Here is an 18,443-nt window from a genome sequence, read left to right as displayed (position 1 = left end):
TTCTTGCAATTGTATTTGTCAAATTTTATTTTTTTTCTGTCGGACGATTCGTTTTTACAAGGAAATGGCATTGAGGGGCTTCTGTGGGAGCCTGGCAGATGGCGAAAGGGGGTTAAACCCAGATCAGGAAAGGGATCATGCCCCAGCAGATCAGTACGACAAAGAATTGCAAAGCAAGGATCAATGCCAGGAGTTCTATTCCCGAAGTTCTGGAAGGTTTTTTATTGCGGAGATTCGCCCAGGTGCCTGCAAGGATGGCGATGGGAAGTATTGAAGTCAGGATGCCCAGGCTGATGCCCGCCGGAGTTACATCTCCGAGCGCCGTAAAATCCTGATTCATAAATAAGGCTACAGGAACCGATAGGAGCAAGATGGAAAAGAAAGGAATTGCATTGATTTGTTTCAAAAAGGCCATTCTTTGCGTCATCAGTTTTAGCAATCCGCTGAAGAACAGATAGAGCAGCGCAAGGATACCCAGTATGAAACTCAGCCACATTGCCCATAAATAAAGAGAGTTGATCTTTTTAAACGTTTTGAAGCCTGTGCTGATCAATTGATTTCCTGCAGCATCGGAATAAAAGGCATGAGAGGAAATCATTTTATCGGCCGATTTGAAGAGGTGATGGCCGGTAGGACTCAATACTTTATCGTCTTTTTGAAACTGGCGAAAAATAACTTGCTCCTTTTGAGGAAGGATGGTTACAAATCCGGTCAGAAAGTCCAGGTAAGCGAAAGATTTGATCTTATCCCTTACGGCGATATAATTGCCTTTCCATTTGCTGATATCTGCCGGCATTTCCGCCAGTGGCTGTTCTTTAGCTTTTCTGAGGTTCAGCGACTGGAGCAGTATTTTATTGAAGACCTCATAATCTGCGGTTTCGCTATCCATGTTATGGGAAATAAAGAAACCTTTCTTTTCTGCCGGAAAGAGGTATAACATCGCATGGTAGCCGATGGTATTGCCTGCATGTGCATATCCGATAACTTTATTAAAATCCCGCTTCATTAGTCCGCCGCTATAGCCAATCTCAAGGCCTTGTTCAATGGCTTCAGTTGCAGCCGGGCTCCCCATAGCGCGGAGCAGGTCTTCCCGGATAAAAGGAGCATGTTGCAGGCTGCCATCACTCAACAGGAAACGTATGAAAATCCCCATATCAAAAGCTGTAGTCGTAAATTGTCCGGCTGGCCTGAGGTACATTGGGACCGTTGGCTGTGGCCTCATTTCTTCCAGATGTCCCATCGCAAGGTCTTTGTCTGCATTTTTACCTTGTTGCGTCACAAAGTGGAATGTGCTTTGGGTCATGCCCAGAGGGCTCAAAAGAAACCTGTCAAGGTAATCTTCATAGCGTTGTTTTGTTACCGCTTCAATGACCATCCCGAGGAGGGTGTACCCCATGTTGGAATAGGCAAACTGAGTACCAGGTTTGGTGTAAATATGCAGAACAGAAGGGTCTCTGCTAAAATTGTCCATCAGAGGAGTGCTGGGATTCACTTTTTTGCTGAAAAATTGCCAAAACCTTAAATCCTCCATGCCGGAAGTATGGTTTAATAAGTGGCGCACGGTGACCGGATTGCCCGGGGCCCATTGGTTTTCAAACCTGATTCCGGGTAGTATTTCCTCTACCGGGGTATCCAGGTTTAATTTATGGAGGGTAACCAGTCTGAAAATACCGGTTGCTAAGAGTGTTTTTGTAACTGAGCCTACCTGCACGCGGTCTGTGGCAGATAACGGACGTTTTGATCCTGAAGATTTAGTGCCATAAGCATCCGCTAAAACCACTCCATTGCTATCTACAGTAGACCATACTGCACCCGCCAGTTTTTCCTCAGCCAGGGCAGTCATGATTTTACCACGCAATACGAGTTGATGATCCTGGCCGGTAACGGAAAGACAGAGGAGGCAAAAAAGAAGGCCGAGCGTAAAAATCCTGGTCATGTTTTACAAATCTATTGTTTTTGTACCAGTTTTCTTACCATTTCTATTTGCCCTGTGGTAGCCCTGTTTTTATCATAGCAAAGGTAAATGGTGTTTGTAGCAGGCTTATGGCTTTTCCAGACTTCTTTGAGTTCCTTTTTTTCGAGTAATTCCCTCACGAGGTAGTCAGAAGCGATGGTCAATCCGTTTCCTTTGCTGATGCCTTTGAGAATGGAATTGAAATCAGGGATGATAAAACGTGGTTTTATGGACGGTCTTTTTTTGAAGTTCTCCAGCCAGAACCGCCGGATGATGGCGAGGTCACTGCTATAGGCATACCAATCTTGCTCACACAGCCATTTTTCTGCTTTATCTGTTTCGCCATTGGCGATATAGGCATCAAATTCCTGCGTGTCCAGTTCAGCATTGGCGACGAGTACAAAGTTCTCTTCTCTGATCGGCTCGTAAACAATGTCTTTTTCATCGCTGCAATGCGTGGCAATTACAAAATAGAGTTTGCCTTTGCCCAGTTTCTCCATCAGGTTTTTAGTCAGCCCGAATTCAAAAACGAAATTTGCAGGCGCTTTGCTGATCTCCGGACTCAGGAGGGTATAGAAAAACTCTTTAGGAGCACCAATACAGGTAAGGGGAATATTGGAGGAACGGATATACCGGAACTCTGCTTCCACATTTTCCAGTTTCTCCATCGCTTCAATAATTTGCGTGTAAAATAACTTCCCATAGTCTGTAGGAACCATTCTTCTTGGCTTTCGCTCAAAAAGCTGCTTTCCGATATGGGCTTCCAATGCCGACAAATGCTGACTCACATTGGGTTGTGAAATCAGGAGCTCCTGCGCTGCCCCGGTTAAAGTGCCGGTGTGATAGATCGCCTTAAATGTCCGGTACCATTCTAAATTTACCATGCTCAAAATTACGGATATTCAGGGGTATTATCTATAATTATATTTATAGTAAACTATAAATCATGTTATTTCATTTATAGTTGTAGAGCGCTGACCTTTGTGTTGACAATGTCTAATATGAAAATCATGAACAACAAAACAATAAACGCCGGAACCGGAATGCCGCTTGCCCTCTGGGCATTAACCATCAGCGCATTTGGTATTGGTACCACAGAGTTTGTCATCGTGGGCTTATTGCCTACAGTGGCTAAAGATTTATCTATTTCTATTCCCTCAGCAGGATTGCTGGTGAGTTTCTACGCAATAGGGGTCGCGATTGGTGCCCCGGTTTTGACGGCCCTGACCAATAAATTTCCCCGTAAACCTTTGCTGATTTACCTGATGCTGCTTTTTGTTGCAGGTAATTTGCTGGCAGGAATATCACCGGGCTTTATTCCATTGGTATTGGCAAGGATCGTTACCGGATTTGCCCATGGGGTCTTTTTTGCTGTGGGCGCCACCATTGCTGCCGCATTGGTTCCGGCTGATAAGCGTGCCAGTGCAATTGCCATTATGTTTGCTGGTTTAACTGTAGCAATGGCCGTTGGCGTTCCGCTGGGAACAATGATCGGTCAGCATTTCGGCTGGCGTGCTACTTTTCTTGGGGTAGCAGGGCTGGGGCTGATTGGATTGCTGGCAAACCTCATTTTGCTACCCGGAAACATCAAAAATGAAGCTGCTGCGCCTATAAAAGAGCAATTCGGAATTCTGGGCAATAAGAAATTATTACTCGCCTTTCTGACCACCATATTTAATTACGGAGGGGTATTTCTGGTGTTCACCTACCTCTCTCCATTGCTGACGGAGCTAACAGGGATGTCTAAGAACATGGTCAACCTGATGTTGCTCGTCTACGGTGTGGCGATTGCGGTCGGGAATATCATTGGTGGGAAAGTAGCCAATAAAATGCCACTTAAAGCATTGTTATGGATGTTGGTCTTACAGGCGGTGGTGCTGCTGATTTTCAGTTTTACCGTACACTATACGGTTCCGGCAGTGCTCACGTTGTTTGTCGTAGGTGCCTTATCTTTTGGTACAGTTCCGGCATCTCAACTCTTTGTTGTTCAGACTGCAGAGCGAATTAATCCGGCGATGGCAAATGTGGCATCCGCGTTTAATATCGCCTCATTTAATGCAGGTGCCGCTTTAGGTGCGTATGCAGGTGGCTGGGTAGTTTCTTCTGTCTTGGGTTTAGCTGCTGCACCTTGGATAGGCGCGATCTTCGTTCTGTTTTCTATTGTACTCGTGTTGCTCAGCGCGAGAGAAGAAAAGCTGACTGAGCAAAATTTCACCACAGTTGAAACAGTGGTTTCAGCGGCAAACTAACCTTTTATTAAAATCAATTAACGAAAATTAGTGATGAACTTAACAACGATAAACAGGGCTGTCATCGGCAGCACTTTATTTTCTATTCTTTTTCTTACCGGGGTACAAGCACAGGAAAGGCAGTTTGACCAGGATCGGCTGCTGAAAATTGATGCCCTGATTCAGCGTCAGATCAATGCAAAACACATTCCGGGCGCCACGGCATTGGTGCTAAAGAACGGAAAGGTGGTTTATGAGAAAGTATTTGGCTATGCTGATCTGGAAAGCAAGAGAAAGATGCAGACCGGCGACATCTTCAGGATTGCCTCCCAGTCAAAAGCCATCACCAGTCTGGGGGTAATGATGCTTTGGGAAGAAGGGAAATTCCTGCTTGATGACCCCATCTCCAAATATATTCCGGCATTTAAAGCACCTTCCGTCTTGAAAGCTTATGATGCGCAGTCAAAAACCTATACCACTATACCCGCAAAGCGGGAGATTACGGTGCGTGACCTGCTGCGACACACTTCCGGAATTGCTTATCCCGCAGTTTTCAGCGATCCAACAATGTGGAAGATCTATGAACAGGCAGGAATTCCTTCCGGCATTGGAACTACTGCCGGTACATTGAAAGAGAAAATGGAATTGCTGGGCAGCATGCCTTTGCAACACCAACCTGGAGCAGCTTTTACCTATGGGCTCAATATTGATTTGCTGGGCTACCTCATCGAAGTATGGTCTGGACAAGCCCTGGACATCTTTATGGAAAACAGGATCTTCCGGCCACTGGAGATGAAAGATACCTATTTTCATCTCCCACTGGAAAAACAAAGCCGATTGGTTGGCCTGTACGAAAGTACTGCGGGGGATCAGCTGGTTAAAGTAAATCATCCATTGTATGAAGGCGTTGATCCGAATTTTCCGAACCTTAAGGGCAGCTATCTGTCGGGGGGAGCAGGGTTAAGCGCTACGGCAAGGGATATGGCTAATTTTTACAGCCTCTACCTGAACAAAGGTTTATTTAATGGCAAACGGGTGATTGGTGTGAAGACCATTGAGCTGATGTTGCAAAACCAGCTGGGAAATGAGGTCAGGATTTCGGCCATGCCTCCGCAACCGGAAAACTTTCAGTTTAGCTTAGCTGGTTTCGCATTGGAAACGGCGAAGAACGATTATTTGTCGCCCTTAAGTCTGGGTTCCTTCGGTTGGGGAGGTGCGTTTAATACACATGGATGGGCAGATCCAAAGGAAGGCCTGATTGCAATCCTGTTCACACAGGAATATCTTTCTCCCTATTTTAGTATAGGGGAAGAATTCCAGATTGCCCTTTATCAGGCCTTAAACTAAGGGATTATTCAGCCCTCAGCAACTTCCAGGTGATCAGGTCTTTTTTAATCTTCCTGATGACGGCATTGGAGAGCACCCTGTTGAGTACAATCTTTGCACCCGCCCAGATCAGAAATTTACTGGTGCCACTAAGCTCCGCAACGTTTAACAGAATGGCCTGAATGCGTTCCTTAAGCTTCGATTTGTACCGGTCAATGTCCTGATCTTCGAGAACCGGCCAGCTTTCCCCCGACTTAAACTTAAGCTGGGGGAAGGTATAGTCGGTCTTTTCAGCGAAGATGGGGATAATCTGATATCCTCCATCTTTGGTTGATTTAAACCGGTCGCGGTTGGCATTGGCATAGCCTTCTTTGAATATGACATGTTCTTCCAACGCACTTTCAGGGATGGTAAAGTAATCCCTGAGGAAGATTTTGCAGTTGTGCCTGCCCAGAAAATAATCATGAACACGGAACTCTTTGCTGAGGAATCCTCCGAAACCGTTTAAGGTGCCACAGGCGATGGCCATTTCGCCGGTAACATGTTGTTCTCCTTCAGGGCCGTTCACGATCCTGGAAGGGGCCACCAAAAACTGACCAGCACAGCTTGTACTTAAAGCATCTGAGATTTCCAATGGTTTTGACCGCATCTGGTTGATCATTGAACTGAGTGTGAGGCCAAGGATATTCATCAGGTCCTGTAATTTGGAGATTGGTTTCGGCTTTTCGCTTGGGAATGGATCAATCATCAATACGGTCGAGGTAAACCGATGGAAATCGCGGTAATCTTTGGCTTCCTGTCCGGTAACTTCATAAAGCACATCCCGCACTTTTTCAAAAGGCTCGTTATTGATCAGTCCGCCATCCACATTGAGTGTTTGGTAATTGCCAGGGGCCAGGGGGTTATTGGTTAGGTATTTTTTTAACCAGAGGTTGGCGTTGACATAGGAAGCATCCCGGTTCAAGATCCTGGATTTTAATCCGATAGGGAAGGCTCCGGTAGCAATCGCTGCATCTCTGGCCAGGTCAATATTGAGGTCGTTTTTGAGGTTCAGGGGGACCCATCCGCCATTTGGACCAATGATATTTTCTTCGGTGAGTTCAAAGCAGGCATAGTCATTATGAATGGACATATGGTACTTTCTGGTTTGTGGTTTATCGGGACCAAAATCTGCGGTATAGCTGAATCCTTCCAGATTGGTCAGGGTACTGAAAATCTTTAAGCCCGGTTTAATGAAAGCCGGTAAAGGACGCCATTTGCTCCGGTCGGCTTCAGTGGCCACCACACGCTGCGCGATTTCATCAATAAATGCAGAATTTAACCCGGAAACCAGGCCTCGTTCTTTGATGTCGGCGGTGTCGAGCATTTTCTCTAAAATATCCCCCTGACTGAGGTCTACCCAGGTATGGTAAAACTTGTTTTCCGGGTGTTCCGTGAGGATGTTCTCCCCCGGTTTATCGATAGGGATATGCAGGCTGTTCAGGACGGTTGAGGTCAGAATGCTCGTCATCCCTCCGGCAGAAGCACCACCGATTACCGGGATTTGTACCTTGTGTTTGGGAACGCCGGGTTCAGCTTTTCTCTTTTCCCATTCGGCAAGGGCTTCTAACAGGTAGTCCATTACTCCGGCAGTATAAGCGCCTGCAGATACAGCGCCGGCCATACAAAGGCCAATGTAAAAGGTGTTTTCTTTCTCGTTTTCAGATGACATAGCTAATAAATAGGGGAATGATTATAGGGTTAAATTAAAACAATTTTCCGATGTATTTGTTCGCAGAACTGTTGTTAATTTCCATTTTATCCTACCTTAGGAACATGTTTGAGCTACTCCGTAAAAATATTGAAAAACATCTTTCGATTTCCGATGCGGATTTTGAACAGTTTACCAAGCCTTTTTATCATCGGAAAATAGCAAAAAAACAGTTTCTCCTGCGGGCAGGGCAGATTTGCAAATTTGAAGGCTTCGTGATTAAAGGTTGTTTAAGGGTGTATTACCTCGACGAACAAGGGCAGGAACGGATTTTATATTTTGCCATCGAGGACTGGTGGATCACCGATATTGACAGTTTTACGAATAATACGCCCTCAATTTTAAATATTGAAGCGCTGGAAGACAGTGAAGTGCTCCTGATTACCCAGCCTTATAAAGAAGCACTCTATGAACAAATCCCTATGGTAGAAAAGCTTTTCCGCATCATGACACAGAAAACGCATGTCGCCTTGCAAAGAAGAATGATTTCTGCACTGGGAAAGACTGCCGATGAGCGCTATATCGAGTTCATAGAGAAATATCCGCAACTGGAACAGCGCCTCACGCAACTCCAGGTTGCCTCTTATCTTGGCATCTCCCACGAATTCCTCAGTAAGATCAGAAAAAAGCTATCTAAGCTGAGGTAAATTTCTTTTTTGAACTAGTTCAACTTTTCCCGGCTTCAGGTGTTCTAATTTTGCTGTCCTAATGATCAGCGCATAGGAAACCCCACATCAGGGGGCCCATTTGACCGCTGGAAAGCAAAACCAAAAAATAATGAAACTCATATATGTGATGGATCCGCTTTGCGGATGGTGCTACGGAAATTACGGGAATACTTTGCAGACCGCCGAAAGGTATAAAGACAGCATTCCATTTGAAATCATTCCCGCAGGAATGTGGGCAGGGCAGAATGTCCGTAAACAAAGCAAACAAATGGCCGCCTATTTTATGAAACACGACCAGCAAATTGCAAACCTTACCGGGACCGCATTTGGAGACGCTTATTTTAAGTTTATCAGTCAGGATGAAGTGGTATTGGATAGTGAGGTTCCATCCAGGGCCATCGTGACCGTACAGCAGTTCTGGCCGGAAAAGAACGTTGCTTTTGCTGCTGCGGTACAAAAAGAACGGTATTTCTATGGCAAAGACCTGAATCTGGACCTGACTTATCAGGAGATCCTGGATGCATTGGGAATTGAAAAGGACCTGTTTTTCAAACACTTTCATAGTCCGGAAATGAAAACAGCCACTCAGGAAGCTTTTGCGAAAGCAGCAGATTATGCCATGTCCTATCCGACTTTATTGTTGGATACCGGATCAGAAATCTTGCTTATAGAACAAGGCTATTCTTCCCTGGAGGAGATTTTCAGCCGCATTGAAACCAGTTTAGTATAATTATTTATTAGAAATCATGAAAAGACAACCATACACTATACTTTCAACAACCATTTTATTCCTTTTAATCCTGTTAAACATGAATGCAACAGCACAAACATTTAAAGCGATTGATGCTGGTCCGTTAAAACTTAACGTGTACCATGCTGCTGAGACCAGTTTCGGTGTCGCCTCAGTGATCATTAGTGGTGAAACCGATGTGATATTGGTAGATGCCCAGTTTACATTGCCTGATGCCAAAAAGGTAGCGGAAGAAATCAAAGCAAGCGGCAAAACGTTAAAAGCCATCTTCGTGAGCTATGGCGATCCTGATTTTTACTTCGGACTGGAAGTTTTCAAAAGTTATTTCCCGGGAGTAACGGTTTATGCGACCGAAACAACGGTAGCACACATTAAAGAAACTGCTCAGAAGAAACTGGATATATGGGGACCACAATTAGGAGACAATGGGACAAAGAATGTGGTATTGCCACAGGTATTGAAAGGAAACAGCCTGGATCTGGAAGGCAATAAGCTGGAGATCGTCAGTGTGGAAGGTGCTGCCCAACGGAGCTTTGTTTGGATTCCCTCGATCAAAGCAGTGGTTGGCGGAATTAATATTTTCGGTACCGGTTTTCATTTATGGCTTGCCGACGATGCTTCGGCTGAAAAGCGCCAGGAATGGTTAACTGCACTGGATAAAATTGAATCCCTGAAACCGGCAATCATTATTCCTGCACACCATAGAGATGGCGCCGCATTAAACATCGAATCGTTGAAGTACGACAAGGCTTACCTCAAAGCTTATGCAGAAGAGTTGGGGAAAGTAAAAACTTCCGCAGAGCTGATTGACGCCATGAAAAAACGTTATCCGGATGCCACATTTGAAATTGCATTGCAGCTCGGTGCAAAAGTGAATACCGGCGAGATGAAATGGTAAAGTATTTTTCCTAGATTCACCTCAAAATATCTGCGACATTTCAAAGCACCTGGCTCCGGAGCAATGAAATGTCGTACGAAAATAGAAGAATCCGGATATGAAAAAATATATTGCCTTATCTCTTATTGTTTTAGCACTTGGATGTTCAAGCGAACAGACAGATCAAGTATTGCTCGAAAAAGACCGTTTATCATTAGTTAAAAGTCTTACTTCTGATAAAATAATTGTTTGGAAGTTCGGGAAAATCGGACTGCGTTCGGCAGGAGTGCAGGATACGACAATGCCGCAATATCAGCAGCACTCCAAGGAATTACAATCAGTAACCGGCAATCTTTCCAAAATGTCGGCGGGACAAAAGGACATTCCGGTTACGGACATGATCCTCATGTACCGGGATTACCGCAGGATTAAAAACTTTATCATAGAAACAGATGAGGACATCTTTCCTCCTGTGCTCGATGGTGTAGCCACGGTTTATGGTTCGCCTGAGGAGAAACAAAACTTTGTGAAAGCCGTTGCGAAACGCTCTGAAGCAGATAAAGTTTACCTGCAAAATATAGAACATGCAGTTTTAAGCGTGCTTGTGCTGGCCACCCGGGATTTAGGGGCCGAAGTTTCTTTGTATGAATGCAGTAAAACACAGCCGGATAAATTACCGGATAGTGAAATGAAAACTTTGCTTCAGTACGTACGTGGCTTTTTGTTCTTCTCCAATAGGTTCTATTATTTGTCGGAGGATGAGATCAGTAACAACATCAAATGGCTGGAGAAAAATAAAGAAGTAGACCTTCCGTATACCAGGGCCTTTTTTAATTGGGGTAAACTCAATAACGAACAGACACATACTGCCTTTCATGGGCTGAATCATCTTTTCAGAGGGTTTGACCGTTTGATGATGGAAAGAGCGGTGGATGAGGAAAGGGCACTGGATGATTTTGAATCCTTTCTGGAGGATGCCCATAAATTGGGTATCCAGAATGAAACAGTATGGAGCATAGAGAGCTTTGTATATCTAAAAAGAGGGAAAAAGAAGGAGGCCATTGCATCGCTTACCAAGCTTAAAACCAGTGCTTTGCTGACGGATAGTGAGAAGGCTTCTGTTCAGGAATCGATTGATTACCTGAAAACGCGTGAACCTGATGCTAAACTTAATGGGATCTACGATAAGTTTTTCATCAGTAAGATCGCCACCAGGTACGTCATGGCTGTTTTAGCAAAGGTGGATTGGGAGAAGCTGTTAAAAGAGAATAAGGTAAGTCATGCGGAAGAGATTCTTGCAACCATTGCTCAATTTAAGGCCATCAGTGCCGGGATGCAAAATATGACGAGCACGCAGACGATTACCGATCAGGGGAAGTCATTAAAAGATAAAGGAGGAAAGCTTTTGGATAAAGTAACAGACTTTATTAAATAGCCATATTTTTTTTATTCACAATTACAATTTCAATCATTTTGTTCATTTTTTGAATAAAAAGGCGCTTGTATAAGAAAAACAAAAAGGAATGGTTAATTTGAAGTTGATCTGTTGGTTGTGATAGCGTATACTGAAATATAAAGTATTTTCGTGATAAGGGATTAAATGCCGATAGATTTATTATTAGTGATTTTTTACCATTAAAGATAGATCAGTATGTCTAGTCAACAATCACCTCAAAGAAAAGCGGCTACTGAATCTTCCAATTTGCAACTGAGTATGGAAGAAACACGTGAAATCCTGAATTTATTTAATGATACAGGCTATCCAATGGAAGAGGGCCTGGTCTCCTTATTTGAAAAACAGGTCTATCGTTATCCGGAAAATCCGGCGGTATTTTTTGGAGCAGACTGGCTGAGTTATAAAGAACTGGATCATAGCAGTAATCAGGTGGCAAATTGCCTTCTGGGCCGAGGAATAGGTACAGGGCAGTTGGTGCCGGTATGCATGGACCGGTCTATTGAATGGTTGGTTGCTGTTCTTGGCATTTTAAAAGCGGGGGCGGCTTATGTTCCCATTGATCCGGTTTATCCGCCGAAACGCATCTCCTTTATCATAGCCCATACGGAGGCGAAGCTGGTTATTGCCAACCGGAATCTCGGTTCAGATCTGGATCAGGAAACGAAGTTACTTTTCCTGGACCAGCTTTCCGATCTAAACGAATATCCTGCAGATCCGATAGCCGTTTATCCGGACGAAAACTCATTGGCTTATGTGATGTATACTTCCGGAGTTACCGGGAAGCCTGGGAGGGAAATGGTAGAGCATGAATCTATTCAGCACCTGGTGAGCTGGCATAACCATAAATTTGGACTGGACGAAAATTGCCGGCTCAGTTTAGTTGCAGGTCTGTCCTCTGACATTTCAGCCTGGGAAATCTGGTCAGCGCTGACTTGTGGTTGCTCCTTACACATCGCGGGTGAGGAAGAAAGAATGGATGCCCGGGCTTTGCTGAATTTTTTTAGCCTCCATCAGATCACGCATGGTTATGTCCCTTCTGTATTGGTTCCTTCCATAATTACCCATCATAAGTTTCAGACAGGTTTAAGTTTAAAATATTTGTTTACAAGCGGGACGCAGTCAGAACCCGGACTAACAGCGGAACTTCCTTATCAGCTGCTGGATACTTGTTTTAGATATCTTGATATATCTATATCATAATATGAAGATTCAGCACTCGCTGTTCCGGGGCTTTTTCCAGGAACAGTGAGGTTGTTGGCTGAGGTGCTTTAATGTTTGTAAAAACGTGCTTCTTCCAGATCCAGGTTATTTTCCATATCTCTGAGCACCTCATCATCGTATTTTTTAGTCGCCCTGAGTTTATTCAGTTCTTTCCTTCTGAAGGTAGTGAGGTCCAGCATGATTTTTTTATACAGCTTTCGTACGGAAGCGACCTGTTGTTTTTGCTCGGCAACAGTTTGTTCTGTGGCCCTGATGCTGCGTTCCATTTGCTCTTTGATCCTCCGGATCGTTTCAAAATCAGCCATTTCTTTACTGTATTTGTTGTCCAGGTATAGAACAGCTTCCTTAGCCAACAACAGGTGAATGGCTTCTTTTTGCTGATCAAAAGGAACATGGTCGTCTATTTCTTCCACTTTTAACAGTTTAAGGAAAATAGGTAAGGTGAGTCCCTGAAAGACCAGGGTAATCAGGATGACAATGAAGGTGATGAACAAAATCAGGTTCCGGTGTGGAAATGCTGCTCCGTTGCTTAAAGTAAGTGGAATGGCCAAAGCTGAAGCCAGGGAAACTACACCGCGCATGCCTGCCCAGCCAATAATGAATGGCAGTTTCAGGCCGGGACTCTTTTCACGTTGCCTTATTTTTCGGCTTAACCTTGGAATAAAGGTCACCAGGTATACGAGAATGATCCTGGCGATGATCACGATTGCACTGATGATTAAGGCATAGTTAATTGCCTCATCTATGGAATAACCCTCCAGACCCTCCACAATAACTGGTAATTCCAGGCCAATGAGGATAAAAACAAATCCGTTGAGTAAAAAGCCAACCGTAGCCCATACTTCTTTAGTCTGCAGACGGGTATGGTAATTTAAGAAATCATTGGAACGGAAAGAAAGGAACAGACCACCACTCACGACCGCCAGCACGCCCGACCAGTGGAATTGTTCTGCCACAATATACATCAGGTATGGTGCAATCAGCGTAATTGGTGTGGTGATGCTGGATGATTTTGCCCAATACCGAAGTACGAGGTAAAGAATATGTGCAATTGCCAGTCCGACAACGACGCCCATTACGGCGAGAATGATAAAATCTGTTGCCGCTTTTTGAAATACAAACTGCCCGGTAAGGATACAAGCCAAAGCAAAGCGGAATACCGTTAATGAAGCAGCATCGTTGACCAGACTTTCGCCTTCCAGCATGGTTAATCCTCGTTTTGGCATGTCTACACCTTTTAGCACGGAAGTTGCGGCTACGGCATCCGGAGGGGAAATGATTCCGCCAAGCAGAAAACCTAAGGCAAGGGTAAACCCGGGAATAATGCTAACGGAGAAATAGGCAATCGCAAGGGAGGTAATCAGGACCAGTCCAAAACCGAGTAAGAGGATCGATCTTTTCCATTTCCAGAATTCATTCCATGAAGTATACCAGGCTGCTTCAAAAAGCAAAGGAGGAAGGAAAATGAGAAATACAATGTCAGGATCTATATTTATTGGAGGGATACCGGGAATAAAACTGATGCCTAGCCCGCCGATAACCAGGAAAATGGGGTAGGAGATTTTCCATCGTTGGCTTAGCAGGTAAAGGAGTGCCATTGCAAAAAATAAAGCAAGGATCAGGAGGAGGTTCGCATGTATCATTTCGCAAAGTTAAAAAATCACTTCCTTTCTCCAACTTGTTGCCGCCACATGGCATAGTACAGGCCTTTTTGTTCCAGCAATTCTTCATGAGAGCCAGCCTCCGGGATCATTTCTTTTTCTGGTACCTGGATCACTAAGGACCACTTCCATATTTCCTCTTGTTGCATTGGAATATGGGCAAATATAGGATAGGTATTTATTTATATACATAAGAATGCTATGTATGTAAATAAATACTATATTTGAACTATGGCAATCAGTAATGAATTATTTAAAGGAACGCTACAGACCATCATTCTCCATCTCTTATCTGAGAATGAACGTATGTACGGTTATGAAATTACCCAGAAGGTGAAGTCTGTTACGCAAGGAGAGTTGTTATTAAAAGAAGGGGCTTTATATCCTGCATTACATAAATTAGAAGCGGCAGGCTTATTGGAAACTTCGACGGAGATCGTAGACAATAGGCTGAGAAAATACTATGCGTTATCAAAGGATGGTAAAGCAGAAGTCCTGAATAAATTGCAGGAAGCCAGGGATTTTATTCAAAATCTCCAATTGCTGTTAAACCTTAAACCGTCATACTAGATGAAACTAAGCAAAGAAGAACTAACAGAAGTAAGCCAATACCTCTTTACCCTGACCAGGTATCAGGAAACTTATGATGAGCTATATGATCATGTGCTGAGTATTCTGGAAGAAAGGGAAGGACCATTCGATTCGCGACTTATTCCTGAGCTTGTAAATGACAATTTCGGGGGGCATGAGCAAATCCTAAAGAATGAAGCCATTAGTCTGGAAGAACTGAACCTTAGCTCTGGCGGATTATTAATGAAAGAAACGTTTAGCAAACTCAGCGCTTTCAAATCGTTCGACAACATTTCATTGCTGTGTTTATGCTTGGTATTTTATTCTCAAATGACATACGGTGTCTTTAATCCTGTTTTTTTGATCTATGCGATGTTTTTTGCTGCGCTTTACCCAATTCTGGTCTATCTATATAGAACCTATTTTGTAAACAGAAGTTTAGTCAAGCCATCTATGAAAAATGTATTTTTACTTAGGATTGGATTATATGGTTGTTTTCTGAGCACGGCGTTTTACTTGTTGCTTTTAAGCCCTCAGCGCCTTTTTGACATTACTAATTATACGAGAACAGTCATTTGCCTGGTTTTATATTATTTTAGCAGTATTTACATCAGGTCTTTCCATGCATTTTATAAGAAAAAAATAAAGGTATTTGCTTAGTCTGGGGTATCAACATGAAGATTTTGAATCAAACTCAGGACTGCTGTTCCCCCCGGATAATGAAATAGAAAAATATGAAACTGAAATTATCGCTCCTCTCTTTTGTACTGATGGCACTGACCTGCCATACATTTGCACAGCAAGCTCATGACCTGATCATTAAAGATGTCAATATTCTCTCTATGAGGGATTCAAACCTGCTCATAAAGCGAAGTGTTTTGATCCAAAAAGGAAAAATCGTCCGGATTGATGATTTCAAAAACCTGCGGCCTGCCAAAGGGGTAAAGGTGATTTCCGCAGAGGGCAAATTTTTAATGCCCGGTCTGGCTGAAATGCACAGTCATTTTCCGGCAGAAGGGCAGGTCGATACCTTACTGCTGGAAAACGTGGCAGCGGGGGTTACCCACATCCGGATCATGAACTCCGGCACCTCACAGGTTGCCATCCGGGAACGATTAAAAAAATCGCCTGACCTGATCAGTCCAAAGCTTCATTACAGTCAGCTCATCCGAAAAGACATTCGCTATAGCGTAAGTCAATTTGATAGCCTGATGATGGACATGAAAAAGAACGGGATCAGCTTTATCAAGCTTTTGAGCCTGGCTGATGAAGAAACCTTTGACAACCTGATGAAATCTGCAAACAAAAATAAGGTCACCGTTTGCGGGCATTTTCCAAGGGCGGTAAGTTTGGAAAAAGTACTGAACTCCGGTTATAAAAGCATAGAACATCTGGCAGGATATGATGGCATCTCCGATGAAACTCAATTGGAAAAAATGATCAGTCTGACAAAGGATAAGGCGGTTTATAACTGTCCGACATTGGATTGGGACCTTTTCTCCATGAATTTACAGTATCCGGATGATTATAAAAAAAGGCTGACTTATGCCAGTTCGCCAAAGCAATACCGGGACAAATGGGAAAAGGAATATGCTGCAGAAATAGAGAAAAAAGGAAAAGAGAAGGTGCTTGCCGGAAAAGAAGCCGGCCTGGCTATTTTCGCCAGAAAACAGCAATTGTTAAAAAAACTCAGCGATAAGGGGTGTTTGTTGCTGGCAGGCAGTGATGCCGGAAATAGTTTTCAAATGAACGGTTTTAATATGCATGAAGAAATGTGGAACTGGTCTCTTGCCGGAATTGGTAATTTTAAAATTCTGCAATCGGCCACAGTTACTCCTTCCATGTTTTTTAACGAACAGGATAGCTGGGGAACAGTAGAGGTGGGGAAATCGGCCGACCTGATCATTCTGAGCAAAAATCCTATGAAGGATATCCGTCATATCCGGAGCGTTGAAACGACCATCATTGATGGAAAGGTTTATTTTCCTGCAACATTTCATTAGTAGTGTTGTCTTGTAGAAAGACAACAGCTCAAATCAATGATAAAGCAATATCGGTTTCTTCTGATCATACCATTATTAAGTTTTTACCTTTTTGTTAAGGCACAGGAAAGTCAAGGCCTGTCGTATATCCGAGAGGAAGTAATGATCAGTATGCGTGACGGAGCCAGGCTTCGTACCATCATCTATCGCCCTGCGGCAATTCTGGAAAAGCTACCTTTCTTATTAACCCGGACACCTTACGGCGCTCATCAGTTTATAGAACCTGGTAAAAATGATTATGTAATGCCTATGGCTAAGGAGGGGTATATCTTCGTGAATCAGGATATCCGTGGCAGGCATAAGTCGGAGGGGACATATCAAATGATGCGATCAAGTCATCCTAAGGGAAGCAAGGAAATTGATGAATCTACTGATGCCTATGATACGATCGATTGGCTGTTAAAAAATATAAAGAACAACAACGGGAAAGTAGGCATGTATGGCATTTCATATGATGGATGGACAGCAATAATGGGCGCCGTAAAACCTCATCCTGCACTGGTAGCCGTTTCTGAGCAGGCCTCTCCGGCAGATATGTATATGGGGGATGATTTTCATCATAACGGGGCATTTAGGTTGAGCTACGGATTTGAATATGTATTTAGTCAGGAAGCCGCCAAAACCGATACCACGTTTTCATTTCCAATTTATGACACTTACGACTGGTATTTAAAATTAGGCCCTTTGTCCAATATCAATGAAAAGTATGTTCATCATCAGCTCCCAACATGGAATAACTTTATACAACATCCGGATTACGATGCGTTCTGGCAGAAGCAGGCGGTATCGAATCAATTGGACACCTCGCATGTGCAAGTAATGAATGTTGCCGGATGGTGGGACCAGGAGGATTTTTATGGCCCGTTAAAGATCTATGAAACACTGGAGAAAAAGGGAGCAGGTAATAAAAACACCATTGTTATTGGTCCCTGGAATCATGGGCAATGGGCTTATTGGGCAGGTGATCAACTGGGTAATATCAAATTCGGCAGCCCCACAAGTGATAAATTCCGTACAGAAATTCAGGCACCCTGGTTTGCTTATTACCTGAAAGGAAAAGGGGAAGGCCGGTTTCCAAAAGCGATTACTTACCAAACTGGAAGCAATACCTGGAAAACGTATTCAGAATGGCCTGTTGCTGGTGTCATGGCCAAAAATATTTATTTTCATGGCTGTGGAAAGCTCTCATTTGAAACACCTCAGGAACCTGCAAACCAATATGTTGCTTACGTGTCCGATCCGGCACATCCTGTTCCTTATCGTCCCCGACCTATCGAGGCTACCTTTCAACGAGGTTCGCGTTGGAGTTCATGGTTGACTGAAGACCAGCGTTTTGTAAAAGACAGACCTGATGTGGTTAGTTTTGAAACAGATCCGCTTGATCAGGATATTGCTGTTTCGGGAAAGATATTGGCAAATCTATACGCGGCTACTTCCGGAACAGATGCAGACTGGATTGTCAAATTGATTGATGTTTATCCTGAAGATTACAAGTCCGAACCAACAATGGGGGGATATGAGCTGATGATCGCGAGCGAAATTTTAAGAGGCAGGTACCGCAATAGCTTTCAAAAGCCAGAAGCCATTGTACCAAATAAAGTGGCGCAGTATTCGATTGATCTTCACCAAATTAATCATGTTTTTAAAAAGGGGCATAAAATCATGGTGCAGGTTCAAAGTAGCTGGTTTCCGCTGTACGACCGTAATCCCCAACGCTTTGTGCTTAATATTTTTAAAGCCACAGCGAATGATTATCAAAAAGCAACACAAAGGATTTACACTTCAAAACAATACCCTTCCAGCATCACATTGCCCATTGTAAAACAATGATCATCATTAATTAACAGTAATAATTTCATGATCTTTCCTAAACCCGGGATTCTGGCTCAATTTCTGCGACGATTTTTGCTCCGTCATTATCGGAATTCTTTCGGTCCTT

The 18,443-nt window shown here is 43.6% G+C and carries 15 protein-coding genes; 11 read left to right on the top strand and 4 right to left on the bottom strand.

Annotated features, from left to right (window positions below; genetic code table 11):
• Nucleotides 1-112: 112 nt before the first annotated feature.
• Complete coding sequence (locus BLQ87_RS30875) at nt 113-1,936, bottom strand: serine hydrolase domain-containing protein (protein WP_074612761.1); 1,824 nt, start codon at nt 1,934-1,936, stop codon at nt 113-115.
• 11 nt (nt 1,937-1,947) lie between these two features.
• Nucleotides 1,948-2,838, bottom strand: coding sequence for a LysR family transcriptional regulator (locus BLQ87_RS30870; protein WP_074612760.1), 891 nt, complete (start codon nt 2,836-2,838; stop codon nt 1,948-1,950).
• Nucleotides 2,839-2,964: 126 nt separating this feature from the next.
• Between BLQ87_RS30870 and BLQ87_RS30865 the strand changes: the two genes are divergently transcribed.
• On the top strand, nt 2,965-4,203 hold the full coding sequence (locus tag BLQ87_RS30865; protein ID WP_245723966.1) for an MFS transporter: 1,239 nt from the start codon (nt 2,965-2,967) through the stop codon (nt 4,201-4,203).
• 33 nt (nt 4,204-4,236) lie between these two features.
• On the top strand, nt 4,237-5,529 hold the full coding sequence (locus BLQ87_RS30860; protein WP_074612758.1) for a serine hydrolase domain-containing protein: 1,293 nt from the start codon (nt 4,237-4,239) through the stop codon (nt 5,527-5,529).
• Nucleotides 5,530-5,533: 4 nt separating this feature from the next.
• On the opposite strand, the gene BLQ87_RS30855 is transcribed toward BLQ87_RS30860, so the two are convergent.
• Complete coding sequence (locus BLQ87_RS30855) at nt 5,534-7,219, bottom strand: patatin-like phospholipase family protein (protein ID WP_074612757.1); 1,686 nt, start codon at nt 7,217-7,219, stop codon at nt 5,534-5,536.
• A gap of 104 nt (nt 7,220-7,323) precedes the next feature.
• Between BLQ87_RS30855 and BLQ87_RS30850 the strand changes: the two genes are divergently transcribed.
• The 5 genes from BLQ87_RS30850 to BLQ87_RS30830 all read left to right on the top strand — a co-directional run bounded on the left by BLQ87_RS30850 (nt 7,324) and on the right by BLQ87_RS30830 (nt 12,210).
• On the top strand, nt 7,324-7,905 hold the full coding sequence (locus tag BLQ87_RS30850) for a Crp/Fnr family transcriptional regulator (protein ID WP_074612821.1): 582 nt from the start codon (nt 7,324-7,326) through the stop codon (nt 7,903-7,905).
• Nucleotides 7,906-8,035: 130 nt separating this feature from the next.
• Nucleotides 8,036-8,656, top strand: a complete 621-nt coding sequence (locus tag BLQ87_RS30845) for a DsbA family protein (protein ID WP_216857888.1) — start codon at nt 8,036-8,038, stop codon at nt 8,654-8,656.
• A 16-nt stretch (nt 8,657-8,672) separates the two neighbouring features.
• On the top strand, nt 8,673-9,575 hold the full coding sequence (locus BLQ87_RS30840; RefSeq protein WP_074612756.1) for an MBL fold metallo-hydrolase: 903 nt from the start codon (nt 8,673-8,675) through the stop codon (nt 9,573-9,575).
• A 97-nt stretch (nt 9,576-9,672) separates the two neighbouring features.
• Entirely contained in the window at nt 9,673-10,989 is a 1,317-nt protein-coding gene (locus BLQ87_RS30835) for a short-chain dehydrogenase (protein WP_074612755.1), read from the top strand.
• A gap of 216 nt (nt 10,990-11,205) precedes the next feature.
• Nucleotides 11,206-12,210 (top strand): AMP-binding protein, encoded by a 1,005-nt coding sequence (locus tag BLQ87_RS30830; RefSeq protein ID WP_083362150.1) that lies wholly within the window; start codon nt 11,206-11,208, stop codon nt 12,208-12,210.
• A 68-nt stretch (nt 12,211-12,278) separates the two neighbouring features.
• Here BLQ87_RS30830 and BLQ87_RS30825 read toward each other — a convergent pair whose 3' ends face one another.
• Nucleotides 12,279-13,874, bottom strand: coding sequence for a Na+/H+ antiporter (locus BLQ87_RS30825; protein WP_074612753.1), 1,596 nt, complete (start codon nt 13,872-13,874; stop codon nt 12,279-12,281).
• Between the two features lie 249 nt (nt 13,875-14,123).
• On the opposite strand from BLQ87_RS30825, the gene BLQ87_RS30820 reads away from it, so the two are divergent.
• From BLQ87_RS30820 to BLQ87_RS30805, 4 genes are all read left to right on the top strand, one after another.
• Nucleotides 14,124-14,462 (top strand): PadR family transcriptional regulator, encoded by a 339-nt coding sequence (locus tag BLQ87_RS30820; RefSeq protein ID WP_074612752.1) that lies wholly within the window; start codon nt 14,124-14,126, stop codon nt 14,460-14,462.
• Complete coding sequence (locus BLQ87_RS30815) at nt 14,463-15,122, top strand: hypothetical protein (protein ID WP_074612751.1); 660 nt, start codon at nt 14,463-14,465, stop codon at nt 15,120-15,122. It abuts the gene before it with no gap.
• A 74-nt stretch (nt 15,123-15,196) separates the two neighbouring features.
• Complete coding sequence (locus BLQ87_RS30810) at nt 15,197-16,465, top strand: amidohydrolase family protein (RefSeq protein ID WP_083362149.1); 1,269 nt, start codon at nt 15,197-15,199, stop codon at nt 16,463-16,465.
• Between the two features lie 36 nt (nt 16,466-16,501).
• Nucleotides 16,502-18,334, top strand: coding sequence for a CocE/NonD family hydrolase (locus tag BLQ87_RS30805; RefSeq protein ID WP_083362148.1), 1,833 nt, complete (start codon nt 16,502-16,504; stop codon nt 18,332-18,334).
• Nucleotides 18,335-18,443 lie beyond the last annotated feature (109 nt).

This window comes from Pedobacter steynii (assembly GCF_900103665.1).
Lineage (GTDB): Bacteria > Bacteroidota > Bacteroidia > Sphingobacteriales > Sphingobacteriaceae > Pedobacter > Pedobacter steynii.
The sequence above is the reverse complement of the archived record's forward strand: the minus strand, read 5'-3'. Positions and strand labels throughout refer to the sequence as shown.

What these genes read in the sequence shown, in the direction of transcription:
- BLQ87_RS30875 (WP_074612761.1), bottom strand. Translation starts at nt 1,936, where the DNA reads ATGACCAGGATTTTTACGCTCGGCCTTCTTTTTTGCCTCCTCTGTCTT.
- BLQ87_RS30870 (WP_074612760.1), bottom strand. Translation starts at nt 2,838, where the DNA reads ATGGTAAATTTAGAATGGTACCGGACATTTAAGGCGATCTATCACACC.
- BLQ87_RS30865 (WP_245723966.1), top strand. Translation starts at nt 2,965, where the DNA reads ATGAACAACAAAACAATAAACGCCGGAACCGGAATGCCGCTTGCCCTC.
- BLQ87_RS30860 (WP_074612758.1), top strand. Translation starts at nt 4,237, where the DNA reads ATGAACTTAACAACGATAAACAGGGCTGTCATCGGCAGCACTTTATTT.
- BLQ87_RS30855 (WP_074612757.1), bottom strand. Translation starts at nt 7,219, where the DNA reads ATGTCATCTGAAAACGAGAAAGAAAACACCTTTTACATTGGCCTTTGT.
- BLQ87_RS30850 (WP_074612821.1), top strand. Translation starts at nt 7,324, where the DNA reads ATGTTTGAGCTACTCCGTAAAAATATTGAAAAACATCTTTCGATTTCC.
- BLQ87_RS30845 (WP_216857888.1), top strand. Translation starts at nt 8,036, where the DNA reads ATGAAACTCATATATGTGATGGATCCGCTTTGCGGATGGTGCTACGGA.
- BLQ87_RS30840 (WP_074612756.1), top strand. Translation starts at nt 8,673, where the DNA reads ATGAAAAGACAACCATACACTATACTTTCAACAACCATTTTATTCCTT.
- BLQ87_RS30835 (WP_074612755.1), top strand. Translation starts at nt 9,673, where the DNA reads ATGAAAAAATATATTGCCTTATCTCTTATTGTTTTAGCACTTGGATGT.
- BLQ87_RS30830 (WP_083362150.1), top strand. Translation starts at nt 11,206, where the DNA reads ATGTCTAGTCAACAATCACCTCAAAGAAAAGCGGCTACTGAATCTTCC.
- BLQ87_RS30825 (WP_074612753.1), bottom strand. Translation starts at nt 13,874, where the DNA reads ATGATACATGCGAACCTCCTCCTGATCCTTGCTTTATTTTTTGCAATG.
- BLQ87_RS30820 (WP_074612752.1), top strand. Translation starts at nt 14,124, where the DNA reads ATGGCAATCAGTAATGAATTATTTAAAGGAACGCTACAGACCATCATT.
- BLQ87_RS30815 (WP_074612751.1), top strand. Translation starts at nt 14,463, where the DNA reads ATGAAACTAAGCAAAGAAGAACTAACAGAAGTAAGCCAATACCTCTTT.
- BLQ87_RS30810 (WP_083362149.1), top strand. Translation starts at nt 15,197, where the DNA reads ATGAAACTGAAATTATCGCTCCTCTCTTTTGTACTGATGGCACTGACC.
- BLQ87_RS30805 (WP_083362148.1), top strand. Translation starts at nt 16,502, where the DNA reads ATGATAAAGCAATATCGGTTTCTTCTGATCATACCATTATTAAGTTTT.